Source organism: Parvimonas sp. M20 (assembly GCF_035282425.1).
In the GTDB taxonomy this organism is placed as follows: Bacteria; Bacillota; Clostridia; order Tissierellales; family Peptoniphilaceae; genus Parvimonas.
In genome coordinates, this window is record NZ_JAYKBQ010000011.1 from 18,297 (window position 1) to 35,545 (window position 17,249).

The following is a 17,249-nucleotide window of genomic DNA, read 5'->3' on the forward strand; positions in this document are numbered from 1 at the left end:
GATGAGTTTATTCTTCCTTTGATTTTAAAAAATCATAATTACAAAGATATTCTTGATTAGTTACATTTGGAGAACATAATATCTTATATAAAATTTCCTGTACTTCTTTCTTAACTTTAAAATCAAATGCATTATAATCATGATCATTATGAGTATCTCCCTTTTGAAGATGAATTCTATTTCTTAAAGAACGTAACCTATTCAATTCTGGGTAGACTAAATGGTCAACAGAAAGTCCTGTATGATGTTTATTCAAACATTTTATCATTTCATCTAATGACATTACAGAATTTACAGGCGTAACTTTTTTTACAATTTCTGTTTTTATAACTAACTTTTCACCATCTTTCATTTGAGATGCTTTTGAGACAAGTATAGTTTCTTCGTCATTTTTCTTCCACCAATTATTAGATTTTATTATATTGCTGAATATTCCTTCTAATATACTCATACTAGTAATTGTATAACTTTTAACAAGCATAATATACATTACATTTGATACATTTAATTCCGAAAACTCTTTCTCTAAAAATTCTAAGTATTGAAGACTATAAGCAAGATTGTCAATTAACGGATGATATCCATCAACGGAACTATTAAGAATAAATCCTTCCCGAAATTTTGAAATAGCTGTAGGATACCATCTTTCTTTTGTTATAAAATTTTTAGATTTAATTAATGTTTCAAAAGGTAAATCTGACATAATCTTTATTCTCCAATTTTATTTTTTATTTCAATATATAAAGTATACTAATCAAAAATAAATTGTAAAATATATTTAGTTTAATAATATTTTTTATCTATTTTTATCTAGCCATTCTTTAACTATTTTATAATAATCTCTGGCATATTCATATTGTTTTGTAGCATATTCTCCAAAATGAATACCAAAGTCTAATTTATATTCACACCAATTGCTCCAAAGTAGTCCACAACAAGCAATATAGGCATAAATTTTTATTTTTGTAATCTCGTCAACTTCTCCATTAAAATAAATATCTATCAAATTATCAATTTGATTTTTATCATATAGAGAGTATATGCAAAACATTGCTATATCAATATCCGGATCTTGCATTGCAGCATATTCCCAATCAATTAAACGAAGTGTTCCGTCTGTTGAAAATAAAAAATTATCACAATTTGCATCTATATGAGTTAAACATTTTGGCTTTCTATTTTTTTCTATAAATTTTTCTAATGATAAAATATTCTCTTTTACTTCTTTGTAATCAGAATAAATTGAATTTTTTTTCGTCCACAAAGACTCATAGAAATTAATTTTTTCAAAAACATCAAACTCATGACCTACTTCTAAACCTAGTGAATGTAATTCTTTTATTTTATCCATACATTTTCTTAAGTCTTCATCATTTTTGTCATCACAATTTCTTGAATTTTCAATAAATTTTGTAATCTTATATCCATTATCTGCATTAATATAAATCAAATCATCACAAATATTTTTATCTTTAATAAGAGAATAAACTTCTGCTTCTTGAACTCTGTCTATAAGCTCAGATGTTCCCTCTCCCGGAATTCTCATAATATACTTTACATTATTTACAGTAAAAACAAAGGAATTATTTGTCATTCCCTTTTTTAAAACTTCAATAGCTTGAATATCATCAATATCCACATTTAAAGCCTCACAGATAATTGAAATTGCCTTTATATGTGTGTTGTTAATAGCCTTTCTAATTTCTTCTAACTCTTCTTGAGAATACTCATTTATTTTAGATAAATCTATTTGGTTACTATATTTGTTTATGTAAAGACTCTTCAGTACATCTAAATCTATTTTGTTCATAATACCTCCTTGTAAATCTCTACTTGAACATTATATATTAATATTTTTAAAAAATCAACATTTAAGGAAAAATAGTTTATAAAGTTGAAAAAAATATCCATAAAGTGTATAATATTAATAGTTTTACGCCAGATGGTAAAACTATTAATATTTCATCATAATTACTCTAATTTAATTATAAAAAAGGAATTATGATTTAATTATCTAGTTTTACGCACAATGGTAAAATTAGATATATTTTACCATAATTACATTAATTTAATTATCAAAAAGGAATTATGATAAATCATACTTTCCATTTTAGAAAAATTTTTAAAAGTAAAGTATGATGAAATTAGGTTTTCTTTTTAGTTTAGTTTATGGTAAGCTTAATTTTAATAGAACTAGTTTTTTAATTACTAAGAAAATTATTAAAAAATGGTTAATATATTTAACTACTTATAGTGCAATTTATAAATTTAATTATAAGTAGTAATTTGATTTTTAAGAATAATTGTGATAAAATAGTTATTCAATTTTAAATTTGGAGATTTTTATGAAAATTGAAAATACAATTTTGCTGGTATTAGATATTCAGGAAAAATTAATGCCTGTTATACAAAACAAAGAAAGCATTATAAAATACACGAATATTTTAATTAAGTCCTGCAAAGAACTTAATATTCCTATAATTTATACGGAACAATATCCAAAGGGACTTGGCGAAACTGTTTTGGAAATTAAAGAGTCTTTAAAAGACTCAAAAGCAAAGTATTTTGAAAAGAACAGTTTTTCAGCCTATCCACTTATTAAGGAAGAAGTTTTAAAACTTAAAGAAAAAGAAAAAACTTCAATTATTGTTGCAGGTGTGGAAACACATATTTGTGTATATCAAACTATAAGAGATTTAAAGAGTAACTTTGAAATTTATGTTCCCTTTGAAACTGTAGGTTCAAGAAATCCTGAAAATTATACGAATGGCTTGGACTTAATTAGAGAAATGGGAGCAAGTGTTACTAATGTCGAAACTATACTTTTTGATTTGATTAAAACATCAGAACACAGTAGTTTCAAACTAATCAGTAAATTGATAAAGTAAGGGAGTTTTATATGAAAAAGAAATTTATAATAACTTTTATTCTATCCTTAGCTCTATTTGGAGGAATTTTTTGGGTTGCAAATAAAGTTTTGGATATTATGGAGTTAACTTCAAAAGTAGAATTTGTAGGTAGCGATTTAGGCGAAGGAAATAATATTGAACAACGTGTTGAAAATGAACTTTTATTTTTAGTTTTAGGTTTAGACAGTGATGATTTCAGTGGAGCTACAACCGAACAAAACAGAACTGATACAATGATCTTGTGTAAAGTTAATTTTGAAACTGGAAAAATTGATATTCTATCAATCCCTCGTGATTCTAGAGTTATGGTTAATGGAAAACTAGATAAGATAAACCATGCTCACCATTTTGGTGGTCTTAAACTTGCTATGAAAACTACAAGAAATTTCTTGAATTTAGATATAGACTATTATGTAAGAGTTAATTTCTTCTCTGTTAAGGATATTGTAGATGCACTTGGTGGTGTAGAAGTTGATGTCCCTGTTAAAGTTGATGTTGCAGAAGACAATGTTCACTTAAAACCAGGTAAACAAATTTTAAATGGAAAACAAGCTCTACAATTTGCAAGATTTAGAGCAGGATATACAGAAGGTGATGTTGGTCGTGTTAAAGCTCAACAATTACTTATAAAGGCAATGATTAAAGAATTAACTAAGCCTAAAAATATTGCTAAAATTCCTCAAATTTTAGAAGTTGTTAAAAAGACTGTAAATACAAATATTCCATTCTCAACAATTACTAAATTAGCTCTAAAAGTAAAAAATTTAAATGAAGATAATATAAATACTCAAATAGTGCCAGGAGAATCTGCTTATATAAACAATATAAGTTATTTCGTTCCTAATCGTTCAAAATTAAATGCTCTTGTTAAAGAGATGTTCGGTGATTATCTATTGAGTCAAAATAACAACACACAAGTAGATATAGACGATAAAAAGAAAACAAATACTAAAAACAATAACACCAATAACAATAATAAAAATAACAATACAAATAAAAATAATACTAATAAAAATAACAAAAAGAACAATAACAGATAATTTGGGTGAATATGGAAAACGAGAGAAAAAAAGAACATTTAGAAAATTTTTTAAAGAGCAATTTCAAATCCAATACTCTATTTGAAAATGTGTATATTGAACATTTTGCATTAACTGATTTAAATTTTGATGAAATTGATACATCTGTAAATTTTTTGGGGAAAAAACTTTCTTTTCCACTTATAATAAATGCAATGACAGGTGGGGCAGAAACTTCCTATGATATCAATGAAGACCTAGCAAGACTTTGCAAAAATTTTAATATAGCATTTGAAGTTGGAAGTCAAAAAGTTGCACTACAAGATGAAGAACTTGTAGAAACTTTTACAGTGGTAAAAGATATTTTAGATAAAAAAAATATAGTAATTTCAAATCTTTCAGCATTATCAAGCCTTGACGATGTAAAAAAAGCCGTTGAAATGTTAAATTCCGATGCAATTTCTCTCCATTTGAATCCTGCTCAAGAGATTGTTCAGTTTGAAGGAGATAGAAATTTTTCTGGAATTTTAGAAAATATTGAAAATATCGTTAAAAACTCGAATGTTCCCGTTATCGTAAAAGAAACAGGTTGCGGTATTTCTAAAAAAACTTGTGAAAAGTTGTTGAATGTAGGTGTAAAATACATTGATATCAGCGGTTTTGGCGGAACAAATTTCATTGAAATTGAAAATTTAAGAAGAACGGATTTAGATTTTACGAATATTTATGGTTGGGGAATTCCAACTGCAAAATGTATAATAGATTGTAGAAATATTTCAAAAGACTTTACTCTAATCGGTTCCGGTGGAATAAAAACCGGAGAAGATATTGCAAAAGCCATTATACTAGGTAGCGATATGACTGCTATTGCAGGAGAGGTTTTAAGATATTTAGTTCATGGCGGATACAAATTCGCCGAAAATTATTTAAAATCTCTAATCTATCAAACTAAGATGATTATGTTGCTTCTTGGAGTAAGAAATATTGAAGAACTTAAAAAAGCTGAATACAAAATATTTGGAAAATTAAAAGATATATTAAATTATTAAAAAATGAGAGTTTTGATGACTCTCATTTCAGAGCATAGACAAAGTATAACTTTTGTCTGTGCTTTTTTTATGTATTTTTGTTTTTATTAAATTATTTGACTATAGTCCAATTATTATACTACTTATTCTCTTTTTCTCCGTTAAAAAAGTGTCAACAATTGCTCATTGACACTTTGTCATCAGTCTGAAATGAGAGTTTTGATAACTCTCATTTTTTTATACTAAGAAGGGGAGACCTTTTAAAAACTTTTTGTCTTTAAATCTACTTTTAAAATATATGGTACAAATACAAATACCAATAAAACTAATCCTGAAAAAATGAATATATATGAGCTTTTAAAATTATCAAATAAAATAGAATAGAATAATATCCCAAGTGGATTTAAAAGCTGACAACCCGTTTCGATAATACTAAAAACTCTACCCTGATATTCATGTGGAATAGCCTTTGTAAACCAAACCATTAATGGAGTATTTACAAAATTTCCAACAAAATTAACTCCAAATGCAAATATCACAAAAACTATAAAATATGAAAAAGTGTTGAGTTTAAATAATAATGCAATTCCTAAAAATAATAAAACTCCTGCAGTTCCACGCAACCATTTAAAAGAAAACTCCAAAGGACTTTCAATATCGTTCATCATTGACAAAATTATAGATGAAACTATTATTGCTAATGGAAATATCGCATTTACAATACCGTAAAGATAATCAGAAATCTTAATCTCATTAATCAAAACATAGGGAAGTCCAACCGAAACTGAAGCAAAGAGGAAATTTATAAACATTGCAAAGAAGATAATAAAAACTAAAACCTTTTTGTCTTTCATATATTTGATGCCTTCAACGAACATCTTTAAAACTTTCTTTTCTTCATTATTCTCTGTTCCTTCAGTCTTAATAAGATTAAAATTAATAAAAAGTACAATTAAAATAGTTATAAACTCGATAACTGCTTCTAAAAGCACAAAATGGATTAATTCTAATTTTGTAAGTAAAAAAACTGCTAAAATCGGAGAAATTATATAAACCCCCGAAGATGCAATCTGTTGAAAGGATTTTACCTTTTGAATATACTCTTCACATACAACTTTTTTTACTGAAGATGCAAAAGCATTATTTAAAAATTGATCCGCGACTTTTAAACAAATTAATAACATATAGGTATTAATTAAATTTGTTTCAGCATTAGAATTTAAACTTAAAGCATATAAAATCAAACTTACAATGCTAAAAAGCTGAGCAATTACTATTACAATCTTCTTATTGTATTTATCGACAACAGCTCCAACAAAAGGAAGTAAAACAAGTGCAACCAAAGGTCCTATAACTTGAGAAATACCGAAATTTAAAGCTGATTCCGTTTTTTTCAAAATCAAAAGACCAATTATAAAAGACAAAATAGAACTACCAAAGTTTCCAGTTATTGTTGTCATAATTAATTTTATCATCTGTTTTCTTGATTCTTTTAAAATATCCATGATTTTTACCTCTTAACACTTTATTTTGATTATATTATACAACGTATAATATAATATGTCAATAGTTTGTTGGGATTTTTATATAATGGTGGCTTTGTTGAGGGAGTATTTCTTTGTAAAGTACTTAAAGTGGGTTATTCCTATGAAATATTAATATTAAATTATCTACTATATAAAGAAATTTTTCTAATTGTCAATTATTAATTATTAAGAAATTTAAAGTTTATTTACTTTTAACGTTTAGCTCTTAAACAAAGCAATTTCCCATATACGTCATTTCGACCGGAGTGAAACGGAGCGGAGAAATCTCACACTATTACTTGTTTACAAGCAATAGTAGGTCTGACGCAAAGATTGTTCAAATCTTTGATTTGAGTACAATCGACTGTGGAGATCTCATACTTTTGCTTTAGCAAAAGTAATGTATCGTAGATACATAGACTACAGAAATATCCTACCTGCAATATGTTAGAATCGACTAAAAATGCTTAATTCAGAATTAAGGGGCTTTATGAGATCTCTCCACTTCGTTTCGCTTTGCTCAACTCCGGTCGAGATGACGTGTTAAGAATATCTCTATTCAAAGTTCTATGACGTGAATTTCTCACAAAAAAAGACGGTGCACCGTCTTTATTTTCCTATACAGAAATTTGAAAAGATATTATCCAAGATATTTTCGGAAATATTTTCTCCGATTATTTCTCCAAGCACTTCATAGGATCTTCTTAAGTCCACTTCGCAACAGTCGATAGGCACCATATTTTTTAAATCTACATAGAAAGATTTTAAATATTCTAATGAGCTCTTTAGACTGTTTTCATGTCTTACATTCGTGATTAAAGCCTTGTCCTTAATCTCTATTTTGCCATCGAAAAACATATCTATAATTGCCTGTTCAAGTTTTGAAATGCCTTCATTTTTTAGAGCTGATATTTCTATTAACTCAAAATTTACCTTTTCTTTTAATTTTTCTTCATTCAATTTTTTATCCAAATCTACCTTATTTAAAATTCCAATAGATTTAGTTGTATTTGCAAGATTTATTATCTTTTCGTCTTCTTCATCAAGCTCTCTTGAAATGTCAAATAAAACCAAATTTAAGTCTGAATTCTCACTTGCTTCGATAGATTTTTGAACTCCGATTTTTTCAACGACATCAGCAGTATCTCTAATTCCTGCAGTATCGTTAATATTTAACTTAATTCCTGAAAGTTCAATGTCTTCCTTAATTAAATCTCTTGTAGTTCCTGCAATATCAGTTACAATCGCTCTTTCTTGTCTTAAAATTCTATTTAATAGGGAAGACTTTCCAACATTAGGCTTACCGATGATTGAAACATTTATTCCATCTTTTAAAATTTTTCCCTTATTAGACTCACCAAGTAATTCTTCCATTTCAGCCATTAATTTTTCAGTCTTTAAAATTACATTATCAAAAGGCAATTCTTCCTGCATATCTTCTGTAAAATTGATAGAGTACTCAACAAAGCTTAAAATATCTAAAAGCTGTTCTCTAAATTCTTTAATCTTCTTACTCAAATGACCTTCAAGTTGATTAATCGCACTCTTATGAGAAAATTCAGTTTTCGCCTTTATTAAGTCGATAACTCCTTCAGCCTGGGACAAATCAAGACGACCATTTAGAAAAGCTCTCTTTGTAAATTCTCCCTTTTCTGCAAGATCTGCTCCGTTTTCAAGACATAAATTCAAAACTCTTTTAAGACATACAATGCCTCCATGAGTAAAGATTTCAACTATATTTTCCCTCGTATAAGTATGAGGTGCAAACATAAAGCAGACCATAACTTCATCAATGAGTTCATCTTTATCGTAAATATGACCATATTTCATCATTTTATTGGATTTTTCGTCTATCTTTTTTTTATCATAAGGTTTGAAAAAATTTTTTACAATATCTACCGACTTTTCACCACTAAGCCTTACAATTCCAATACCTGATTCACCTGTAGCAGTAGCAATAGCAACAATAGTATTTTCCATATTTTCTCCTTGTTGTTCCACAATAAAAAGAACGCCTAAACGTTCTTTTCATTGCATATTAAAACCTAGGCTTGATAACAACCTTTCTATGTGGCTCTTCACCTTCACTCATAGTAAATACACCCCTCATATTGTATAAAGTTGAGTGAACAATTCTTCTCTCGTAAGCATTCATAGGTCTAAGTCGCATAACCTTTTTATATTTTATAGCTTTTTTAGCAAAAGTCATCGCCATTTCTCTGATTATTTCTTCTTTTCTCTTCTTATATCCATTTATATCTAAGAAAATTCTCTTTTCTAAAGAAGTATTTCTTCTTGAAAAAATACTTACAATATATTGAATACTTTCCAAAGTTTCTCCGGATTTTCCGATCAAAGTCTTAAAATCATCAGATTTGTTTATATACAAATTAACAGCTTCTTCATCTTCATCAGAAGTTACTTCGCAGTCAACTCCCATTTCTAAAATTAAATCCTTTAAAAAACCCTCAATTTTTTTTACATCATCACTTTTAACAAGAACTTCTTCCTTACAACAAGTTTCTTCAACAACTTCATCTATTACTTCTTCTACATGCTCTTTAGACTTTTCTTTTTCTTCTTTTAGCGAAACTTCAACCAAAGCATCTTTTGAACCAAAACCCAAAAAACCACTCTTAGGTTTTTCAATTACTTTAACATCAACATCTGAAATTTCAGCTGATAATTCTGATAACGCAAGCTTAACAGCTTCATCGACAGTTTTTGCTGATTTTACAACTTTCATTTTTTGCTCCTTTCTACTAATTACTCATTTTTTTATTTTCGTAAGCAGTCAAAGCTAATCTCAATAAAATTTCTACAATATTTGTCATAGCCCAATAAAGTGCAAGACCTGCAGAGAAACTCTTTGCAGAAATAAATATTATCAAAGGGAATATATATTTCATAGTTTCCATAGACTTTGCACCGGGATTATCCTTTTGATCTCTATTGCTCAAATCAAGATAAATATATTGAGTAATTGCATTTATCAAAGGAAGTCCATATAAAAGCGGGTCCGGTGCCGATAAATCTTTAATCCAAAGGAAATTTTTCATAACATCCGCATTCTTATCCCCAAAAATATATAACAAAGGCTCTCCCATTACTGAAAACATCGCTATAACTAAAATTAAATTGAAAATCATAGGTAAACAACCACCAAGTTGTTTAATTCCATGCTCTTTATTAAATTCCATAAGTTTAAGATTCATAGCTTGTTGATCATGTTTATATTTTTCTCTTATCTTTTGTTGCTCTTTAGCAAACTTTGCTTGAATCTTTTGACTCTTTATACTACTTAAAAATATTGGGAAAAGTACAATCTTAAAAATTATTGAAATTATAATGATACTAATCGCTAAATATGAAATACTAGCAGGTTCATTAGGTAAAATTGAAGCAACCCCTTCATAAATAAATTTCAATACAGATCCCATTAAATTTCTTAAAAATGCCATTTATTCCTCCTATTTTAGTGGATCATAACCACCTTTTCCAAAAGGATTACATCTTAAAATTCTCCAAATAACTAAAAAAGTTGCTTTAAAAAAATTGTATTTCTGATATGCTAAAATAGCATATTCCGAACAAGTCGGAGTAAATTTACATTTTCCATGTCCATAAAGACCTGAAATATACTTTCTATATAATTTAATCAATAAAATCATCAATCTTCTCAATTTAAAACCTTCTTTAAAGCAAAATTAATAAGTCTTAATAAAGACCTCTCAAGTTCAATGTAATCAATTTCTAAAGTGTTTTTTTTCGGTAAAATTACCATTTCATAACCTAATCCTAAATCACAAACATTAAGTCTTATTATCTCTTTTATTCTTCTCTTAATCAAATTACGTTTATTTGCCTTTCCAAACTTTTTAGTAACGGAAACACCGAACTTAACTTTTTTTCTATTTGTCGGTCGGATAAAAATGGTAAAATTTTTATTCCAAAAATTTTTTCCACGTCGGTAAACAGTTTGAAACTCTCTATTTTTTCTTAATCTAATTTCCTTATTCATATATCATCTTTCCATGCTTCAAACACAAAGCAAAAAGCTGAATTTTAGAAAAGGCCACACTAATGTTGGCCTATGCTGATAAAACTTTTCTATTTTTAAGTCTTCTTCTCTTTAATACAGCTCTACCTGCTTTTGTACTCATTCTCTTTCTAAAACCATGAATTTTACTTCTTTTTCTTCTATTCGGTTGATAAGTTCTTTTCATAATATAGATGACACCTCCTTATTATAATCACCTTTAGGTTATTCAATAAAACACTACCATAGATTATAAGCTATTTTAAGTATAATTGTCAAGTAAAAATATAAAAATTTTATAAATTTTTATACAGATTAAGAGCAAAATTTTTAATTCAGAATACAAGTATTTACATTTGACAAAAATGATGATATCATTAAATTAAAGTGATATTGGAATTTATGTGAGGGATAAATATGAAATACACACCAGAAAAATTTGAACTAAAAGATGGTAGAATCTGTGTAATTAGAGAAATTCAAGTAAAGGATGCTGCAGAAACTGTTGAATATTTGAAGACTGTTATGGGAGAATCTGATTTCTTGTATTCTTATCCAGAAGAAATAACTATGTCTGCAGAAGAGGAAGCAAAAATGATAAAAGGCTTTAATGAATCTGATAATACACTTATGCTTGTTGTCGAAATGGATGGAAGACTAATTGCAAATGGCATGATTACAAAACTGACAAAAAAGAAAATGTGCCATCGAGGGAATGTCGCTGTTTCTGTGCTGAAAGAATTCTGGAACTTAGGAATAGGAAAGAAATTGCTTATTTGTCTTGAAAAGCAAGCTAAGGAATGGAATCTTTCCCAAATTGAACTGGATTATTTCTCAGGTAATAAAAGAGGAAGGGCTCTTTATGAGAAAATTGGATTCATACAAGTTGGAGAAACTCCTAATGCCTTCATTTTGAAGGATGGAACACGATACAACAATATAAAAATGATAAAAGGTATTTAAAAAAATTTTTCGCTCTACAAATCCAAGTTTACTGGATTACCAATACACCTAAAAGAACGAAAAAATTATAACTAAAAGTGTTGATATAGTTATATGATTTAACTGATGGGGTTCGTGTCATAATAATCACAGTGGCAAATAGTCAAGGTAATACAAGAGTTTTGAAGATAATTCAAAGAAATAGAGAGATGATTAAATGGTGGTAACTTAAATGGAAAAAATTTTAAAGAAAGTCATCCAAGGATTGATATAAACATAGGCGAACAGATAATATCAGTTATTTGTTATCTTTCAATAAAAAAATAATACCATTAGGTTAAAGAGATATTGGAATTTATTAAAAATAAAAGATTATATTTATAAAGTTTTTGGAGGATAAAAAATGAAAAATAATTATACATTTAGAAAATTAATAAGAATACTCTTTTTGCTTTTTATATTTTTGACTGTATTTTATAGTTTACATATAATGCAATAATATTCAAAATAATTTTTATAAATAGGGAGGATTTTAAATGAGTTATTTATGTTTTTTAGTAATAATGATAATTTTGTCATTAGTTTCAGTTGTATTTAGCCTAATTGCACCAATTATGGTTCAAATTTGGAGTAAAAGTGTAGAGGGAATTACTATCTATAGAATTTTACTTTTATCTATAATTATGGCTGTTTTTATGCTAATAAATATTTTATTTATTGTAATAAAAGAACATTATTCAAGAAAGTTAAATAGAGAGAATTTTTTCGACTATCTAAAAGATATTTTAACTTTAAAATATGATTACATAATTTCCGAAGGAATAATGAAAATTTTGGATAAGACAATAATGAGTGTTAACAATATTTATCTGTTTATCACAGGGGATAATATCAAATTAATAACAAATTCACTCGTTATGGTAGTTGTTTCTGTTTGGATTTTATATATTAATAAATACATATTTCTCGCTTGTTTAGTAGTCATTCCTATAAATATTTTAGGCTTTGCCAAGATAAACAAAGTGCTATTGGGAAAATCTAGAAATATGGAATTACAGGTTACTACAGGCTGGCAAAAAGTTTTATCCGTCATATCAAATACTGAATATATAAAACAACAATCTAATCCAGATATTATTAAAAATTATTTAAATGATACTGTAGATACTATTTACAATTCAATGTCTGATGTAAATATGTATTCTGTAAGTACTTCTACCTTAATTCACAGTATTAATTCAATTTTTCAAACTGTTATTTTAACTTATGGGGTTTATAATTTTGCCTTTGTTGGACATGATTATTTTTCATTGATGATACTTATGATTTTAATTCCAACATTTTTTAATACATTAAGTTCTCTTGTCGGCTCAAAATTAAATAAAAGAAATTTCACAATAGCTAAGGAATTTAAGGAAAATTTAGAAAATATGAGTGAAGTTTATAGTGGAAATAGTCTTAAAGAGATAAAAAATATTTCCTTTAATATTTCAGAATTAAAACTTCCTACACATAGTATTGATGTCAATATTGTCGGAGAATTTTCAAAAGGAGATATCATTAGAATAAAGGGCGACTCCGGTAGAGGAAAGAGTACATTCTTAAAATCAATTATTGGCTTTAGAGAAAATGACGGAATTTTTATAAATGGAAAAGAAATAAATTCATACAATTTATTAGCTTTAAGAAACAGAATTGAATATATGGGACAGGATGCTTATGTATTTCAAGGCTCATTAGAGGATAATTTATTTTTCGGAATTGAAAATTATAAAGATAAAATTGACAGTTTAAAACAAGATCCTCTTTTAAAGACTATCTTCTCATCTAAAGATTTGAACTCTGATATTTTTAACTTAGGAGCTGATTTATCCGGTGGAGAAAAACAAAAAATCGCTTTAGCAAGAGCAATTAATTCCGATGTTGATATACTTCTATTGGATGAAATCACTTCAAGCATTGATAAAGAAAGTTCTGTTGAAATTTATAACAGAATAAAAGAAATTTCAAAAGATAAAATTATTTTTATTATCTCTCATGATGATATTGTAGATAATATTTGTAATAAAGAAATTTTAATCTAATTTATAAAATTTTTTACAACAAAACTATCCAAATCAAAATAATTTTGTTTTTGTATTTAACTATTTATTTTAATATAAAAGATTATATTATTAAGTTAAAGTAGTAGTAAAGAGATTTTGTAATTTTCAGTTAATAGAATGTTAAAGGAGGTCTCTATGAAAAGTTCTAAAAAAATTTCAACTTTCGAAAAAATTTACTTTTGCTTTGCGATAATTTATTTAATTTTTGTTCCAATTAGATTTTTCTTTACTAAAGAAACCTTTGGATCACATGAAAAATTATCAATTATTATTTTTAGTATATCTTTACTTATTTATACAATAGCATATTTGAAGAAAAGACTAAATAAATAAGAACCCCACCCTTCCTCGATGCTTCGCATCGGGTGGGTACCCGGGAACCTTGTTGCTTCGCAATAATAAATTAATCCATTTGCATTTTGCAAGTGGATTTTTTTGTGCAAAAAAATTTTGAATATGATATTTTTGCCTCTATATTTAAAATATTTTCCCTTTGCATATTAAATGCAATAAATTTGAGTTTTTTTTGGATTTTTGGTATAATTTAACTGTGAAAAGATGTTTAAAATCTTTCTATATATAAAAATTTTTTTAGAAAATTATCTACAAATTATTTTTTACAAAAATGTAAAATGTGGATAAGTAGAATGAATTTGTTGATAAGTTGTTTATTAATTTCTGATTATAATTTTTAGATTAAAAAAAATTTGAAAAAATGCAATTTATTTTATAAACAATATAAGTTTTTAAGAAATGTGGATAACTTTTTAATTCGTTTAAATATTTTTTACAATTAGCTCTAAAAATGTTTAAATTTCAATCTTTTTAAAATTTTGTCCACTGTGGATAAATATGTTGATAACTTTGTATGGGGAGTAGTTTATGTTTGAGAACGAAATAATGGTTGACAGCTTATGGCTTGAAGTTTGCAATGAGTTAAAAGACAAACTTGGAGAGAGTCGTTTTGCGACTTGGATTGAAGTTTTAAAACCGATTTGTTATGAAGATCACAAGTTAATGGTTCTTTGTCAGTCGAATTATATTAAAACTTTTATAAATGGACATTTTAAAGATTATATAGAAGAAGCTATAAATAACCAGCTTTTTCCTCTAATTAAAGAAAAATCTGAACTTTTACCTGTTGTTGCTACTGACGAACTTTATTTAGAAGCGATTAAAAATTTAGGAGGTCAAACTTCTTTCTTTTCAAAATCTGGTGAAAAAGCCACGAAAAAAGGAAAACTAAAGAAAATTTCTTCTTCAAACAATTCCTTAACTTTTTCAGATAGATTTACTTTTGACAATTTCATAAAGGGTAAGAATAATGAATTTGCAATGGCTGCAGCTGAAGCAGTTGCCAAAAATCCTGCTGGTACTTACAATCCACTTTTTATTTATGGAAATTCAGGGCTTGGAAAGACTCATCTTATGAAAGCTATTGGCTATGAAATTCATAAGAATTTTGATTGTAAAGTACTGTATTTGAGTAGTGAGAAATTTACAATTGACTTGATTGACTCAATTAGGGATAAAAATCAAAATTCAGAATCCGAATTTAGAAAAAAATATAGAAATGTGGATGTTTTGCTTATAGATGATATTCAATTTATTGCAGGAAAGACTGCAACTCAAGAGGAATTTTTCCATACTTTTAATGAATTATACAGTAGAAATAAGCAAATTATAATTTCATCAGATAGGCCACCAAAGGAGATTAAAAATCTTGAGGACAGACTTAAGAGTAGATTTAATATGGGTTTAACTGTTGATATTCAACCACCTGATTTTGAAACGAGAATGGCTATTTTACAAGATAAGGTAAAATATGAGCCGATAGCTCTTTCAAATGAAGTTCTAGAATTTATTGCAATGAATATTAAGAATAATATAAGAGAGCTCGAAGGAGCTTTAATTAATGTTTTGGCTCATTATAAATTAAAACAAGATGCTCCAATGACTGTTGATTATGTAAAGGGAATTTTATCCCAAAAACTTAATGAACTTAATAGAAGAGAATTGGACATTGATGTAATAAAGGAAACTGTAAGTCAGTATTTTAAAATAGAAGTTTCTGATTTAAGTTCAAAGAATAGAGCCAATTCAATTGCTTATCCAAGACAGGTTGCAATGTATCTTTGTAGAAATATGTTAGACTGTGCTTTGGGAAATATAGGTTCAGCTTTTGAAAAAGATCATACTACTATAATGCATGGAGTTAAAAAGATTGATGAAAAGATAAAGACTACTGAATCTGTAAAGCAGGATATAGAAAACATAAAAAAAATGTTGGAAGATTAATATTACAAAAATGTAATATTAATTTTAAAGAAATTTTTAGTTATTCAACTTATACTGTTCATAAGCCTGTTGATAAGTTGTTGATAACTTTTTATAATTTTTTTATTGTTAATATGTTTATAAGTCTAGGATTATTTTGTGATTTATACAGTAGTTATACAGTTAGAAATTGTTGTTATTTCAACATTTAAAAGGGTTGTTTAAGATATCCACAGCCCCTACTACTATTACTACTAAATTATATATTTTTTATATGTGAAAAAAAGGAGAAAATTATGGAAATAAAGATAATGCAAAATGAACTTTTGGGTTTGATAAATATATCTTTAAGGGCTATAAGTTTAAAAAATAATACTTCAATACTAGAAGGAATTTTATTTATTGCAAAGGATAATAAATTAACTTTAAAGTCAACTGATTTGGAACTTACAATTGAAACTACAACTGAATGTAAGGTTGAAAAAGAAGGCGAAGTTTTACTTAATGCTTCAATGATTTCTAATATAGTAAGAAAATTACCAAATGATGAGGTATATATAAAAGTTGATAGAGAAAAAGTCTTTATTCAAAGTGAAAATGCAAAATTCAATATAATTGCAATGGATATTTATTCATATCCCGAATTTCCAACTTTTGAAAATAAAGTGGATTTTTATGTTCAAGAAAATTTGCTTAAAGTTGCGACTAAACAGACTATTTTTGCAGCAGCAATTGATGATTATAGAATAGTTTTAAATGGTGTTGATGTTGAAATTGAAAATAAAAATGTAGATTTTGTCGCACTTGATGGACATAGAATTGCAAAGAGAAGTTTTAAAATAGAGGAAGATATTGAGAAAAAAGTTATAATTCCACCGAGAGCTTTAAACGAAATTTCAAAAATTGTTCCTGAAGGTTCTGTTGTTGGAGTTTCACTTGTAAGAGGAAGTGCGATTTTCACTTTTGAAAATACAATCTTTTCAACAAGAGTAATTGATGGAGAGTATTTGAATTATAAGGCACTATTCTCTTATGAACACAAGACAAAAGTTATTGTTTCAAGACGTGATTTAATAAATGCGATTGAAAGAGCAAATATTATCTATAAGGCAGAAAAGGGCGATTTAGTTACTTTTACAATAGATGATAATAGTATTTTAGTTGAGGGATCATCTGAAATTGGAGATTTAAAAGATATTATCGACATCAAAAAAGAGGGAGATAATTTAAAGATTGCATTTAATTCAAAATATGTTTTAGAGGGATTAAAGACAATAGAACAGGATTTTGTTGAAATTACATTTAATGGTAGAGCTGGTGCTTGTATCATAAAACCAGAAGATGAAAATATAGATTATACTTATTTAGTTTTACCTGTTTTGTTGCAAGATTCTCAATATTAGG

Annotated in this window: 17 protein-coding genes; 8 read left to right on the plus strand and 9 right to left on the minus strand. The window is 27.1% G+C overall.

Translation table 11 applies throughout. The features are described from left to right. Nucleotides 1-7: 7 nt before the first annotated feature. Together VJI93_RS05765 and VJI93_RS05770 are read right to left on the minus strand one after the other, a co-directional pair. Nucleotides 8-703, minus strand: coding sequence for a hypothetical protein (locus tag VJI93_RS05765; protein ID WP_323999861.1), 696 nt, complete (start codon nt 701-703; stop codon nt 8-10). Between the two features lie 93 nt (nt 704-796). Continuing rightward, entirely contained in the window at nt 797-1,810 is a 1,014-nt protein-coding gene (locus tag VJI93_RS05770) for a choline/ethanolamine kinase family protein (RefSeq protein ID WP_323999862.1), read from the minus strand. A 535-nt stretch (nt 1,811-2,345) separates the two neighbouring features. On the opposite strand from VJI93_RS05770, the gene VJI93_RS05775 reads away from it, so the two are divergent. From VJI93_RS05775 to fni, 3 genes are read left to right on the plus strand one after another with little or no spacing between them, the layout of a single operon-like run. Further along, entirely contained in the window at nt 2,346-2,888 is a 543-nt protein-coding gene (locus VJI93_RS05775; RefSeq protein ID WP_323999863.1) for an isochorismatase family protein, read from the plus strand. An 11-nt stretch (nt 2,889-2,899) separates the two neighbouring features. Further along, nucleotides 2,900-3,949, plus strand: coding sequence for an LCP family protein (locus VJI93_RS05780; protein WP_323999864.1), 1,050 nt, complete (start codon nt 2,900-2,902; stop codon nt 3,947-3,949). Nucleotides 3,950-3,960: 11 nt separating this feature from the next. Beyond that, the gene (gene fni / locus VJI93_RS05785) at nt 3,961-4,977 is read left to right on the plus strand and encodes a type 2 isopentenyl-diphosphate Delta-isomerase (protein WP_323999865.1); all 1,017 of its coding nucleotides are present in this window, start codon (nt 3,961-3,963) and stop codon (nt 4,975-4,977) included. Nucleotides 4,978-5,216: 239 nt separating this feature from the next. Here the strand turns inward: fni and VJI93_RS05790 are convergent, their stop codons facing one another. The 7 genes from VJI93_RS05790 to rpmH form a co-directional block, all read right to left on the minus strand. Beyond that, entirely contained in the window at nt 5,217-6,461 is a 1,245-nt protein-coding gene (locus VJI93_RS05790; protein ID WP_323999866.1) for an MFS transporter, read from the minus strand. A 630-nt stretch (nt 6,462-7,091) separates the two neighbouring features. Further along, nucleotides 7,092-8,462 (minus strand): tRNA uridine-5-carboxymethylaminomethyl(34) synthesis GTPase MnmE, encoded by a 1,371-nt coding sequence (mnmE, locus tag VJI93_RS05795; RefSeq protein WP_323999867.1) that lies wholly within the window; start codon nt 8,460-8,462, stop codon nt 7,092-7,094. 58 nt (nt 8,463-8,520) lie between these two features. Then, nucleotides 8,521-9,228: an RNA-binding cell elongation regulator Jag/EloR gene (jag, locus tag VJI93_RS05800; protein ID WP_323999868.1), complete on the minus strand. Its 708-nt coding sequence runs from the start codon at nt 9,226-9,228 to the stop codon at nt 8,521-8,523. Between the two features lie 16 nt (nt 9,229-9,244). Continuing rightward, a complete protein-coding gene (locus VJI93_RS05805) occupies nt 9,245-9,943 on the minus strand; it encodes a YidC/Oxa1 family membrane protein insertase (RefSeq protein WP_323999869.1) in 699 nt (232 codons plus the stop codon). A 9-nt stretch (nt 9,944-9,952) separates the two neighbouring features. Further along, the gene (gene yidD, locus VJI93_RS05810) at nt 9,953-10,153 is read right to left on the minus strand and encodes a membrane protein insertion efficiency factor YidD (RefSeq protein ID WP_416384092.1); all 201 of its coding nucleotides are present in this window, start codon (nt 10,151-10,153) and stop codon (nt 9,953-9,955) included. An 8-nt stretch (nt 10,154-10,161) separates the two neighbouring features. Next, a complete protein-coding gene (gene rnpA / locus VJI93_RS05815; RefSeq protein WP_323999871.1) occupies nt 10,162-10,503 on the minus strand; it encodes a ribonuclease P protein component in 342 nt (113 codons plus the stop codon). A gap of 70 nt (nt 10,504-10,573) precedes the next feature. Next, complete coding sequence (rpmH, locus tag VJI93_RS05820) at nt 10,574-10,708, minus strand: 50S ribosomal protein L34 (protein WP_004832453.1); 135 nt, start codon at nt 10,706-10,708, stop codon at nt 10,574-10,576. Between the two features lie 230 nt (nt 10,709-10,938). Between rpmH and VJI93_RS05825 the strand changes: the two genes are divergently transcribed. From VJI93_RS05825 to dnaN, 5 genes are all read left to right on the plus strand, one after another. Continuing rightward, nucleotides 10,939-11,484, plus strand: a complete 546-nt coding sequence (locus tag VJI93_RS05825; protein ID WP_323999873.1) for a GNAT family N-acetyltransferase — start codon at nt 10,939-10,941, stop codon at nt 11,482-11,484. 515 nt (nt 11,485-11,999) lie between these two features. After that, entirely contained in the window at nt 12,000-13,547 is a 1,548-nt protein-coding gene (locus VJI93_RS05830; protein WP_323999874.1) for an ABC transporter ATP-binding protein, read from the plus strand. A gap of 156 nt (nt 13,548-13,703) precedes the next feature. After that, nucleotides 13,704-13,901, plus strand: a complete 198-nt coding sequence (locus VJI93_RS05835; protein ID WP_323999876.1) for a hypothetical protein — start codon at nt 13,704-13,706, stop codon at nt 13,899-13,901. Nucleotides 13,902-14,450: 549 nt separating this feature from the next. Beyond that, nucleotides 14,451-15,866 (plus strand): chromosomal replication initiator protein DnaA, encoded by a 1,416-nt coding sequence (dnaA, locus tag VJI93_RS05840; protein ID WP_323999877.1) that lies wholly within the window; start codon nt 14,451-14,453, stop codon nt 15,864-15,866. Nucleotides 15,867-16,141: 275 nt separating this feature from the next. Beyond that, nucleotides 16,142-17,248 (plus strand): DNA polymerase III subunit beta, encoded by a 1,107-nt coding sequence (dnaN, locus tag VJI93_RS05845; RefSeq protein WP_323999879.1) that lies wholly within the window; start codon nt 16,142-16,144, stop codon nt 17,246-17,248. The last annotated feature ends 1 nt before the right edge of the window (nt 17,249 follow it).

Bases quoted from the DNA above. Each gene is read 5' to 3' on its own strand.
- fni (WP_323999865.1), top strand. From the start codon at position 3,961: ATGGAAAACGAGAGAAAAAAAGAACATTTAGAAAATTTTTTAAAGAGC.
- VJI93_RS05790 (WP_323999866.1), bottom strand. From the start codon at position 6,461: ATGGATATTTTAAAAGAATCAAGAAAACAGATGATAAAATTAATTATG.
- VJI93_RS05835 (WP_323999876.1), top strand. From the start codon at position 13,704: ATGAAAAGTTCTAAAAAAATTTCAACTTTCGAAAAAATTTACTTTTGC.
- rpmH (WP_004832453.1), bottom strand. From the start codon at position 10,708: ATGAAAAGAACTTATCAACCGAATAGAAGAAAAAGAAGTAAAATTCAT.
- VJI93_RS05805 (WP_323999869.1), bottom strand. From the start codon at position 9,943: ATGGCATTTTTAAGAAATTTAATGGGATCTGTATTGAAATTTATTTAT.
- dnaN (WP_323999879.1), top strand. From the start codon at position 16,142: ATGGAAATAAAGATAATGCAAAATGAACTTTTGGGTTTGATAAATATA.
- dnaA (WP_323999877.1), top strand. From the start codon at position 14,451: ATGTTTGAGAACGAAATAATGGTTGACAGCTTATGGCTTGAAGTTTGC.
- VJI93_RS05775 (WP_323999863.1), top strand. From the start codon at position 2,346: ATGAAAATTGAAAATACAATTTTGCTGGTATTAGATATTCAGGAAAAA.
- VJI93_RS05765 (WP_323999861.1), bottom strand. From the start codon at position 703: ATGTCAGATTTACCTTTTGAAACATTAATTAAATCTAAAAATTTTATA.
- VJI93_RS05780 (WP_323999864.1), top strand. From the start codon at position 2,900: ATGAAAAAGAAATTTATAATAACTTTTATTCTATCCTTAGCTCTATTT.
- mnmE (WP_323999867.1), bottom strand. From the start codon at position 8,462: ATGGAAAATACTATTGTTGCTATTGCTACTGCTACAGGTGAATCAGGT.
- jag (WP_323999868.1), bottom strand. From the start codon at position 9,228: ATGAAAGTTGTAAAATCAGCAAAAACTGTCGATGAAGCTGTTAAGCTT.
- rnpA (WP_323999871.1), bottom strand. From the start codon at position 10,503: ATGAATAAGGAAATTAGATTAAGAAAAAATAGAGAGTTTCAAACTGTT.
- VJI93_RS05770 (WP_323999862.1), bottom strand. From the start codon at position 1,810: ATGAACAAAATAGATTTAGATGTACTGAAGAGTCTTTACATAAACAAA.
- yidD (WP_416384092.1), bottom strand. From the start codon at position 10,153: ATGATTTTATTGATTAAATTATATAGAAAGTATATTTCAGGTCTTTAT.
- VJI93_RS05825 (WP_323999873.1), top strand. From the start codon at position 10,939: ATGAAATACACACCAGAAAAATTTGAACTAAAAGATGGTAGAATCTGT.
- VJI93_RS05830 (WP_323999874.1), top strand. From the start codon at position 12,000: ATGAGTTATTTATGTTTTTTAGTAATAATGATAATTTTGTCATTAGTT.